Origin of the sequence: Mycobacterium sp. (assembly GCF_032162105.1) — a bacterium.
In the GTDB taxonomy this organism is placed as follows: Bacteria; Actinomycetota; Actinomycetes; order Mycobacteriales; family Mycobacteriaceae; genus Mycobacterium.
Window position 1 is genome coordinate 1 of the sequence record NZ_JAVRPS010000371.1, and the last position, 10216, is coordinate 10216.

Sequence of the window (10216 nt, forward strand, 5' to 3'; positions counted from 1 at the left end):
AGGTCGGCGAACAGCGCAGTGTCATCGGGCCAGCCAAAGGACAGGTGTGAGGAAACGATGGACACGCGAGAGATCTCTCGGTGAGGTCCGCGGCACCAGCCACGGCATGCGGAATGGACGACCAACACGAGCTCCGGGTTATCCGGAGATGTCGTCTCCCAGCACGTTTGCGGCCCACCTCTGTCCGACTACGAATACGCCACCCATGTTAGCGGCGTCAGGCAAGCAGATATTTCCGCAGCATCTCGGTGGCGGCGGTGATCTGGTCGACCTGCACGCGCTCGTCGACGCGGTGGGCGAGGTTCGGGTCGCCCGGCCCGTAGTTCACGGCGGGGATGCCGAGCGCCGCGAACCGCGCCACGTCGGTCCAGCCGTACTTGGCGCGGACCTGTCCCCCGGCGGCCTCGATCAGCGCCGCAGCGGCCGGATTGGTCAGACCGGGCAGGGCGCCCGGCGCGGCGTCTGTCTGCTCGACGCCGACGTCGAGGCCGTCCAGCACGTCCTGCACGTGCGTCAGCGCCTGCTCGACGCTGCGGTCAGGCGCGAACCGGAAGTTCACCGTGACCGACGCGGCGTCGGGGATCACGTTTCCCGCGATTCCGCCGTCGATGCGGACGGCGGAGAGTCCCTCGCGGTAGGTGCAGCCGTCGATGTCGACGCTGCGGGGCTGATAGGTGGAGAGCCGATCGAGCACCGCGCCCAGCTTGTGAATGGCGTTGTCGCCCAACCACGATCGCGCGGAGTGCGACCGCGTACCCGCGGCACTGACCACGACGCGGATGGTGCCCTGGCAGCCCGCCTCGATGAATCCACCCGACGGCTCCCCGAGGATTGCCACGTCGGCGCGCAGCCAGTCGGGCAGTTCGCGTTCGATCCGCCCCAGGCCGTTCGCGCTGGATTCGATCTCCTCGCAGTCGTACATCACCAGCGTGATGTCGTGCGCCGGGTCTGCGACGGTCGCGGCCAGGTGCAGGAAGACCGCGTCGCCCGACTTCATGTCGGAGGTGCCGCAGCCGTACAGCTCGCCTCCCCCAGTACCCGAGACGAAGCGGCTGGGCACGTTGTCCGCGACGGGCACGGTGTCGACGTGCCCAGCCAGCAGCACCCGCGACGGCCTGCCGAGGTTGGTGCGGGCCAGCACGGCGTCACCATTGCGGATCACCTCGAAGCCCGTGGCCTGTTCGCGCAGGGCGGCCTCGATCTCGTCGGCGATGCGCTGTTCGTGGCGCGACTCGCTGGGAATGTCGACGAGGGCAGCCGTCAGCGCGATCGGATCAGCGCGTAGATCGAGCACACCTCAAGGCTAGATGGTGCCCGGGAATAGACGGATCCATCCAGGACTTGTAACCACCACTAGACAGACAGGTCTACTCAACCAAGGAGTCAGAGATGACGCAAGACACCAAGCAGGTCGCTCTCGTCACTGGTGCGACGTCGGGCATCGGCAAGGCCGTGGCACTCGACCTGGCGCGCGACGGGTTCGACGTGATCGTGCACGGACGCGACGCCACCCGCGGTGCCGCGACGGTCAAGGAAATCGAGGCCGAGGGCGGACACGCCCGGTTCGTGGCGGCCGACCTCGGCGATGCCAACGCGGTCGTCGCACTCGCGCAGGCGGCGGGAGAGGTCGAGGTGCTGGTGAACAATGGTGGCTTCTCCTGGTTTGGACCGTCAGCCGAATTGGACACGGCCACGTTCGACGACCTGTTCGCCAGCAATGTGCGCGCCGCATACCAGCTGGTCGCGGCACTGGCTCCCGGGATGGCCGCGCGCGGCCACGGAAGCATCGTCAGCGTCGACAGCATGGCCGGGCACGTTGGTCTGGCCGGCGGCGCGGCGTACGGCGCGACCAAAGCGGCGCTGACGGCGATGACGAGGGCATGGGCGGCCGAGTTCAGCCCGTCGGGCGTGCGCGTCAACACCGTGGCTCCAGGCCCGGTGTTCACCGACGATTCCAAGCGCGACCTCATCGAGAACCTCGCCACCACCACCCTGTTCAAGCGAGGCGCGCAACCCGAGGAGATCTCCGGAGTGGTCGCGTTCCTCGCCTCACCAAAGGCGAGTTACATCACCGGCGCGGTCATCCCGATCGACGGCGGCCGGACGGCGGTGTGACAACATGACCGATACCTACGAGCCAAGCCCGAGTGACCGCGTACGCGAACAAGTTTCGCTTTACGAGGCGACCGACGGACGCGACGGCGGCACGCTTGAGGGCCGACCGGTCGTGATCCTCACCACTGTCGGCGCCAAGACCGGCAACATCCGCAAGAACCCCGTCATGCGAATCAAGGAGGGCGACGTCTACGTCGGGGTCGCGTCCAACGCGGGAGCCACCTCCCATCCTGCGTGGTACCGCAACATCGTCGCGCATCCAGAACTGTCACTGCAGGACGGCGCTACCGTGCACCGCGTGCGGGCCCGGGAGGTACACGGTGACGAGAAAGCCCGCTGGTGGAAGGTCGCCGAACGGGATTGGCCGCACTTCCCCGCGTACCGTGCCAAGGCGGGTGACCGCGAGATCCCGGTCATGCTGCTCGAACCCGTCGCGGCCGAAGGGTGACCCGATGGGCACCGCCGCGGAGGTGAAGGGCATTGAGCGCCGGCCGGCCCGCGAACGGTTGCTCGAGGCCGCCAACGACCTCTTCTACAACGAAGGAACACAGACGGTCGGCATCGACCGGATCATCGAACGCGCAGGCGTCGCAAAGGCGTCGCTCTACAACACCTTCGGCAGCAAGGAAGAGCTGGTGAAGGCGTACCTGCAGTCCCGTCACGCGCGCACCACGGAGAGACTCAACGCAGCGGTCGATCGGCACACCGATCCCGTCGAGCGCTTGCTGGCGGTCTTCGACGCTCAAGGCGAGACCTTTGCCCAGCCCGACTTCCGCGGATGCGCGTTCATCTCGGCCAGCGCCGAAGCACCGGCCGGAGGGCTGGTCGAGCGGGCGGCCGACGAGTACCGCCACGACGTTCGCGCACTGCTCATCCGGCTCGCGCGAGAAGCGGGTGCCCGTGACCCGGCGGCCCTCGCCCATCAGCTTCATCTGCTCTACGACGGCGCCGGAATCAATGCGTGGATGGACCACGACCCATCCGCCGCAGTCGCCGCGCGCGCTGCCGCCGCAGCGCTGCTCGACAGCCAGATCGAGTAGCGTTTGGCGGCGTGACTTCCGCATCAGGCGTCGGCGTGGCCACCATCGCGGCCGACGGTACGGTTCTCGACACGTGGTTCCCCGAACCGAAGCTGTCCGGCGACGGCGAAGCAGGGACGACGCGGCTCTCGGTGGCCGAGGTCACCGAGGAGCTGGGCGCACTTGCCTCCCGCGACGAGGAACGCGACGTCGAGACGGTCCTGGTCCGCACGACGATCGCCTCGCTGGACGACAAGCCGGCCGACGCATTCGATGCCTACCTGCGGCTGCACTTGCTGTCGCACCGGCTGACCGCTCCCCGCGGTGCCAGCATGGAGGGGATCTTCGGCGTGCTCGCCAACGTGGTGTGGACGAACTACGGGCCGTGTGCGGTGGAGGGCTTCGAGATCGTGCGCGCGAAGCTGCGCCGGCGCGGCCCCGTCACGGTCTACGGCATCGACAAGTTCCCGCGGATGGTCGACTACGTCGTGCCGGCGGGCGTCCGGATCGCCGACGCGGACCGGGTGCGGCTCGGCGCGCACCTGGCGGCGGGCACCACGGTGATGCACGAGGGCTTCGTGAACTACAACGCAGGCACGCTCGGCACGTCGATGGTCGAGGGCCGGATCTCGGCGGGCGTGGTGGTCGACGACGGCTCCGACGTCGGCGGCGGTGCCTCGATCATGGGCACGTTGTCCGGCGGTGGCAAGGAAGTGATCTCGGTCGGCAAGCGTTGCCTGCTCGGCGCGAACTCCGGGCTTGGCATCTCGCTCGGCGACGACTGCGTGATCGAGGCCGGCCTCTACGTCACCGGTGGCACCAAGGTGACGACCTCGGATGGTCAGACCGTGAAGGCGCGTGACCTGTCCGGCGCGAACAACCTTCTGTTCCGACGTAATTCGCTGTCCGGCGCGGTCGAGGTGGTAGGACGCGACGGCAGCGGCATCACGCTCAACGAAGCCCTGCACGCGAACTGACGCGTCACCGGCAACGCGGCGTCACCCTCAGCATCGCGACGCCGTGCCCTGGCACGGTCGCCTCGACGTCTCCGGTGGTGGTCGCGTCGGTGTGCGCCCACAGATCACGCACGGTGTAACAGTCGTCGGCGGGCAGACCGACCGTCGTCACGTCGGTGCGAATTGGGACCGGGTCGGCGTCCGAGTTGAACAGCGCCACCGCGACGGCACCGTCGGCGAGCGGCTTGACGATCACCCGGGGGTCGCCCGGCAGTGGGATGCCCTGAACCAGCAGTCGATCCTGATCGACGGCGATCACGTCGCGGTTGGTCAGGATGTCACGGGTCTGCTCGGTCATCGAGCGGACGTCGTTGCCCGCGAGCAGCGGCGCGGCCAGCATGGCCCACAGCGAGAAGTGCGCGCGCTGTTCGGCGTCGGTCAGATCGGGCCGCGGCGGCCCCAGCGTCATCGTGGGGTGGCCAGTGGCGAAGGCGGTCCACGGGATGCCGACCACCAGCATGTCCGGGTCGTTCACGTGGGTCGGGCCGCTGCGCGGCGCCACCGTACCTGCGGCGCTGAACGCCTGACTGACGCCGACCAGACCCTCCGACCACAGGTCGGCATCACCCCAGGCAGGCACCAGGTCGATACCGTCCCGGCTCACGTCGGCGATGCGTGACCAGTCGTACTCCGACCCGGCGTCGGGATCACCGGAACTGTTCGGGTTGATGCTGTACACGATGTGACGGCCGCTGGCGCGCAACGCATCTCGCATCGCGATGAAGTACTGCACCTGCTCGGTGTGGCCGGCCGACAGCCGGCACCAGTCGTACTTGAGGTAGTCCACGCCCCAGTCGGCGAACACGTGCGCGTCGGCCCGTTCGTGACCGGCCGCCCCGATGCGCGGATCCTGCCCGCAGCCCTGGTTGAACGGGCTGTGGTAGATGCCGAGGTACATGCCACGGTCGTGGGCGTAACGCGCCAGCGCGGCGATGCCGTGCGGAAACCGATCGGGGTCGGCGCGCAGATTCCCGTCGGCGTCGCGGGTGGGGGCCGCCCAACCGGCGTCGAGGTTGACGTAGCGGTAGCCGGCATCGCGCATGCCCGACGACACCATCGCATCGATGGTCTGCTCGACGGTCCGCTCGGTCAGCGGGATGCCGGAGTTCCACGAGTTCCAGCCCATCGGCGGTGCTTGCACCGGAGGCGGTTGCGGCGCCGGCGACGAACACGCGGCCAGCACGGCGACGCATACCACCAGACGCAGGACACGACGCACGCGGCCATCGTGACATCGCAGTCTGGGAGCCAGGTTCGAAGCGCCTGTGGGTCCGCACGGGCGTAGATTCGGCCGGTATGACGCAGCCCGGCCGGCCCGTTGTGGCGCTCTTTCCCGAACCCGGCGCGTGGGGACCCACCAACAACCTCGTCGCACTGGGCAATCACCTGCTCGAGCGGAACATCCGCACCGTGTTCGTCGTCGAGGAGTCGTTCGAGGGCGAACTGGCGGCCAGGGGTTTCGAGGAACGCCTGATGCGGCTGGCACCGCCACCCGAAGGTGGGGAGACGGTCGGCGAGGGGTGGGCCGAGTTCGTACGCGTGACGTCGCCCGAGTTCCGCAAGCCGACCATCGAACAACTGGAGACCGTGACGGCGCCCATCTGGGCCGAGTTCGTCGACGGCGCCGAGTATTCGCACGATCGACTGACCCAGATCTGGTCGGAGTTGCGGCCCGACGCCATCGTGCTCGACTGCGTCGCCAGCTTCCCGTCGGTATCGCTGGCGGGGTGTCCGTGGACTCGCGTGGTGTCGGCGAACCCGTTGGAGCTACCCGACCCCGGCATCGCGCCCGTGTTCTCCGGGTATCCAGCCGACGACCGCAGCGGCTGGGACGACTTCCGCGCCGAGTACCGCCGGGTGACGGGCCCGTTGCTACAGCGCTACAACGCCTTTCACCAGGAGTGTGGCGCGGCGCCGTTGCCGGCCGATGCCTTCCAGTACGAGTCGCCGTACCTGAACCTCTACATGTTCCCCGCCGAGCTGGACTACCCGCGATCGCGGCCGCTCGGTCCGACGTGGCACCGAATCGACACCTCGACGCGCAACTCCGACGGCGCGTTCGACGTCGCGGAGAAGGTCGGCACGGCGGGCAAGTTGGTGTACCTGTCGCTGGGCAGCCTCGGCTGCATGGACGTGCCTCTGATGCAACGTGTGATCGACTCGTTGGATCGGACGCCGCACCGGGTGATCGTGTCCATGGGACCCCTGCACGACCAGCTCCGATTGGGCGATCGCATGTGGGGCGAGCAGTTCGTGCCGCAGACCGCGATCGTGCCGCAGTGCGACGTGATGATCACCCACGGCGGCAACAACACGGTGGGCGAGGCGTTCACGTTCGGCGTGCCGACGATCGTCCTTCCGCTGTTCTGGGATCAGTACGACAACGCCCAGCGGATCGACGAATGCGGCTACGGGGTGAGGCTTTCCACCTACGAGTTCTCCGACGAGGAGTTGCACTCCGCCATCGATCGCCTGGTCGCGGACCAGACGCTGAGGGCACGGTTGGACGTGGCGTCGCAGCGGTTGCGGGCCGCTCCGGGGCGGCTACGCGCCGCGGACCTCATCGAGGGCCTGGTCCGCGGTTGACCATCTACTCGCGAGCAAAATGCCTACCGTGCACGGCGTGTCGCGCAGCAGACCCGCACGCTCGCGGCAGTGGGGGTCAGTCGCGGGCAGCGAGGATGCAGAACTCGTTGCCCTCGGGGTCGGCCAGTACCACCCACGACTCGTCGCCCTGGCCGACGTCGACGTGCCGTGCCCCGAGCGCGAGGACCCGGTCGACCTCGGCCTGCTGATCGTCGGGCCGGAAGTCGAAGTGGATGCGGTTCTTGACGACCTTGTCGTCGGGCACCGCGATGAAGAGCCACTGCGGTCCCGCGCCGGGCGGGGTGAGCAACACCACGTCGCCGTCGGAGTCCACGTCGTGTGGCCAGCCCAGCACCTGCGACCACCACGCCCCGAGCGCGGTGGCGTCATGAGCGTCGATGCAGATCTCGTCGAACTTCAGTGTCATTTCAAAGCCACCCTGCCAACTCCTTCTTCAGCACCTTGCCCATCGCGTTGCGGGGCAAGGCGTCGACGATCCGAACCTCCCGGGGCCGCTTGTGCACCGAAAGCTGTTGTGCGACGAAGTCGATCAGCTCGGCGGGTTGCACCCCGATCTCGGGTGAGCCGACGACGAACGCGACGATCCGCTGGCCGAGGTCGTCGTCGGGAACGCCGACGACCGCCGCCTCGCTGACGCCGGGGTGCCCGAGGAGCGCGGTCTCGATCTCGCCTGCGCCGATCCGGTAGCCGCCGGACTTGATCAGGTCGACGGACTCGCGACCGACGATGCGGTGCATGCCCGCGCCGTCGACGACCGCCATGTCGCCGGTCCGGTACCATCCGTCGGCGCCGAAGACCTCCGCGGTGGCGTCCGGCCGGTTGAGGTATCCGTCGAAGAGCATGGGGCCCCGAACCTCCAGGCGCCCAATGGTTTCCCCGTCGTGCGGTACCTCTGCGCCGTCGTCGTCGAGCAGCCTGCTGGACACGCCGGCCAGCGGCAGTCCCACCCAGCCGGGCCGCCGTTCCCCGTCGGCCAGGGTGCTCACCGTGATCAACGACTCCGTGCTGCCGTAGCGCTCCACGGGTGCGTGGCCGGTGAGCCGGACGAGTTCGTCGAACACCGGCACCGGAAGTGGGGCGCTGCCCGAGACCAGCAGCCGCGCCGGGGCCAGCGCCAGAGCGGCGTCCAGGTCGCCTGCGATGCGCGACCACACCGTGGGCACCCCGAAGTACAGCGAACCGCTGGCCGCGGCGTATGCCGCGGGCGTGGGTCTTCCGGTGTGCACGAGCCGGTTTCCGATCCGCAACGACCCGAGTAGCCCGAGCACCAGGCCGTGCACGTGGAACAGCGGCAGGCCGTGTACGAGGGTGTCGTCGGGCGTCCACTGCCAGGCCTGCGCCAGGGCGTCGATGTCGGCTGCGATCGCCCGCCGGCTGATCACCACGCCCTTCGGCGGGCCCGTGGTCCCCGAGGTGTAGATGACCATTGCGGTGGCGTCGGGCGATGGCTCCCGGTAGCGGTGCCACGACCGGGCGTGCAGGCGGACCGGGACGTGTGGCAGCCCCTCGGTCTCCTCCGGCAGGTCGCCCAACCAGGCCTGAGCGCCGGAGTCGGTGAGGATGTGACGGCGTTCGGCGGCGCCGACGTCGGCGGGTACGGGGACGACGGGCACGCCAGCGATCAGGCAACCGGTCACGGCCAGCACCGTCGACGCGGTCGGCGTGGCCAGCACGGCGACCCGGTGCGCGCCACCGACGCGTTCGGCGACCGACGTCGCCCCGCCGACGAGGTCGCTGCGACTCAGCGTCACTCCGTCGATGCGCACCGCGTCGCCGATGTCGTGCCCCCCGGCGACTGCGTCGGGGTTCAGCGAGGCCAGCAGCACGTCTGCGAGGCTACCCGCTGGGCCGCATCCGTCGAGACGCAGCGAAGGTTGACGGGGCATTCGCCGAGCTTGCCGATTACGCTGGGGTAACCAGTGAGCGCAGCGTTGAGCCCGCTGCCCTGGTTCAAATTCTGTTGGGGGGAGACCTAATGCGTTGGCGTCTGCCGAATCGGGCGATGACGGGAATGGCGATCGTCGGTGTGGCGCTGCTCGTAAACGGATGTGAGGCGAAGGTCTGGGGTAGTCCGCCGACAGCTGAGAACACACCGCAGGCGCCAGTCAGCGCCCCGGAGGCCCCGCTTCCCGTGCTGCCCGAAGCCCCACCCAACCAGTCGGCGGCGCCACTCGCCGGACTCGACGCCCGCGTCCGTCAAGCCACGGCCGACGCGGCGAAGTCTGGGGCCAACATCGAGACCGTCGTGTTGGACCGCGACACCGGCCAGATCGTCTCCAACGGGGTCAACAAGCCCTTCCCGATCGCGTCCGTGGTGAAGCTGTTCATCGCCGACGATCTGCTGCTGCAGGAGTCGAAGGGCGAGACGCAACTATCCGCTGCCGACCGCGCGTCACTCGACGTCATGCTGCGCTCCTCCGACGACGGCGCGGCCCAGAACTTCTGGGACCGCAGCGGCGGAAACGCCATCATCGCCCGCGTCAAGGCTCGGTACGGGTTACCGGGCACGACGGCGCCCTACAACGGGCACTGGGACGTCACGACAAGTACCGCAAGCGATCTCGTCCACTACTACGACATGCTGTTGGCCGGCACCGGAGGGCTGCCACCCGAACAGGCCAACGTCATCATCGGTGACCTGGCGCAATCCACACCGACGGGAACCGACGGGTACCCGCAGCGGTTCGGCATCCCCGAGGGGCTCTATGCCGAATCGGTTGCGGTCAAGCAGGGCTGGTTCTGCTGCTGGAACGGCGCCAACCAGTTGCACGTGTCCACCGGCGCGATCGGGCCCGAACACCGCTACGTGATGGCGATCAGCTCCCTCGAACCCGACGACGACGCCGCCGCCCGCACGAACATGACTCAGGCCGTCAAGACGATGTTCCCGGGCGGCAGGATCTAGCGCCGCTGGATTCGAACCGCAGGGATTTCGTACGAGGTATCGCAGTCCGGACTGCAGGCCCCTCAGCCCCCGGTGGTTTTGCCCCGTGCCACGGATCCGCAGCCCGCGGATATCGTCGAGAACCTTCCGGCCCGATCGCCGCGGTGCACCGATTCGTACATGAGGGCGAGCGCCTGCGAGCGCAGCAGCGTGGGAGCCGCCAGGCTGTGCATCGATGACGAACGTTGTCATACCATCGCCTTCGGATGGAACCGCAGGTGTTCGGCTACCGCGATTGTCTTCGATTCGCGTTACAGCACAGCCACTCTCGGGCCGGACAACGGGCATTGTGACCGCCGCCGACTTCGGAGGCCCTTCCGCCCCCGGGCCCGGCACCAGCCGTGGCCGTGGAATTGAATGTTTCGGCCGCGCGTCACCTTGATCGCGAACCGGACACAGCCAGCCGACGCAACACAAGTAACAGCAGCCACATTGTTAACGTCGCCCGGTGCAGGACTCTCTGGGGACTACCGACCTGCGATCAACGCGCCCGGTTTCCCGGCGCGACGCACTGC

Annotated in this window: 10 protein-coding genes; 6 read left to right on the top strand and 4 right to left on the bottom strand. The window is 68.4% G+C overall.

The window, feature by feature from the left end:
* Nucleotides 1-217: 217 nt before the first annotated feature.
* The gene (gene dapE, locus QOC69_RS18825; RefSeq protein ID WP_526442319.1) at nt 218-1294 is read right to left on the bottom strand and encodes a succinyl-diaminopimelate desuccinylase; all 1077 of its coding nucleotides are present in this window, start codon (nt 1292-1294) and stop codon (nt 218-220) included.
* 95 nt (nt 1295-1389) lie between these two features.
* On the opposite strand from dapE, the gene QOC69_RS18830 reads away from it, so the two are divergent.
* From QOC69_RS18830 to dapD, 4 genes are read left to right on the top strand one after another with little or no spacing between them, the layout of a single operon-like run.
* Nucleotides 1390-2115: an SDR family NAD(P)-dependent oxidoreductase gene (locus tag QOC69_RS18830; protein ID WP_526442321.1), complete on the top strand. Its 726-nt coding sequence runs from the start codon at nt 1390-1392 to the stop codon at nt 2113-2115.
* Nucleotides 2116-2119: 4 nt separating this feature from the next.
* Complete coding sequence (locus QOC69_RS18835; protein ID WP_526442323.1) at nt 2120-2563, top strand: nitroreductase family deazaflavin-dependent oxidoreductase; 444 nt, start codon at nt 2120-2122, stop codon at nt 2561-2563.
* Nucleotides 2564-2567: 4 nt separating this feature from the next.
* Nucleotides 2568-3155: a TetR/AcrR family transcriptional regulator gene (locus QOC69_RS18840; protein ID WP_526442325.1), complete on the top strand. Its 588-nt coding sequence runs from the start codon at nt 2568-2570 to the stop codon at nt 3153-3155.
* An 11-nt stretch (nt 3156-3166) separates the two neighbouring features.
* Nucleotides 3167-4111: a 2,3,4,5-tetrahydropyridine-2,6-dicarboxylate N-succinyltransferase gene (dapD, locus tag QOC69_RS18845; protein WP_526442327.1), complete on the top strand. Its 945-nt coding sequence runs from the start codon at nt 3167-3169 to the stop codon at nt 4109-4111.
* 4 nt (nt 4112-4115) lie between these two features.
* Here the strand turns inward: dapD and QOC69_RS18850 are convergent, their stop codons facing one another.
* The gene (locus QOC69_RS18850) at nt 4116-5369 is read right to left on the bottom strand and encodes a glycoside hydrolase family 27 protein (protein ID WP_526442329.1); all 1254 of its coding nucleotides are present in this window, start codon (nt 5367-5369) and stop codon (nt 4116-4118) included.
* A gap of 77 nt (nt 5370-5446) precedes the next feature.
* Between QOC69_RS18850 and QOC69_RS18855 the strand changes: the two genes are divergently transcribed.
* On the top strand, nt 5447-6736 hold the full coding sequence (locus QOC69_RS18855; protein WP_526442331.1) for a nucleotide disphospho-sugar-binding domain-containing protein: 1290 nt from the start codon (nt 5447-5449) through the stop codon (nt 6734-6736).
* Between the two features lie 76 nt (nt 6737-6812).
* Here the strand turns inward: QOC69_RS18855 and QOC69_RS18860 are convergent, their stop codons facing one another.
* Together QOC69_RS18860 and QOC69_RS18865 are read right to left on the bottom strand one after the other, a co-directional pair.
* Nucleotides 6813-7163, bottom strand: coding sequence for a VOC family protein (locus QOC69_RS18860; protein WP_526442332.1), 351 nt, complete (start codon nt 7161-7163; stop codon nt 6813-6815).
* Nucleotide 7164: 1 nt separating this feature from the next.
* A complete protein-coding gene (locus tag QOC69_RS18865) occupies nt 7165-8583 on the bottom strand; it encodes an AMP-binding protein (RefSeq protein ID WP_526442334.1) in 1419 nt (472 codons plus the stop codon).
* A gap of 149 nt (nt 8584-8732) precedes the next feature.
* Between QOC69_RS18865 and QOC69_RS18870 the strand changes: the two genes are divergently transcribed.
* Nucleotides 8733-9662 (top strand): serine hydrolase, encoded by a 930-nt coding sequence (locus QOC69_RS18870; protein ID WP_526442333.1) that lies wholly within the window; start codon nt 8733-8735, stop codon nt 9660-9662.
* Nucleotides 9663-10216: the final 554 nt, after the last annotated feature.

Excerpts from the sequence above, each read along its gene's own strand:
- QOC69_RS18840 (WP_526442325.1), top strand. The coding sequence starts at position 2,568 with ATGGGCACCGCCGCGGAGGTGAAGGGCATTGAGCGCCGGCCGGCCCGC.
- QOC69_RS18870 (WP_526442333.1), top strand. The coding sequence starts at position 8,733 with ATGCGTTGGCGTCTGCCGAATCGGGCGATGACGGGAATGGCGATCGTC.
- QOC69_RS18830 (WP_526442321.1), top strand. The coding sequence starts at position 1,390 with ATGACGCAAGACACCAAGCAGGTCGCTCTCGTCACTGGTGCGACGTCG.
- QOC69_RS18855 (WP_526442331.1), top strand. The coding sequence starts at position 5,447 with ATGACGCAGCCCGGCCGGCCCGTTGTGGCGCTCTTTCCCGAACCCGGC.
- QOC69_RS18860 (WP_526442332.1), bottom strand. The coding sequence starts at position 7,163 with ATGACACTGAAGTTCGACGAGATCTGCATCGACGCTCATGACGCCACC.
- QOC69_RS18835 (WP_526442323.1), top strand. The coding sequence starts at position 2,120 with ATGACCGATACCTACGAGCCAAGCCCGAGTGACCGCGTACGCGAACAA.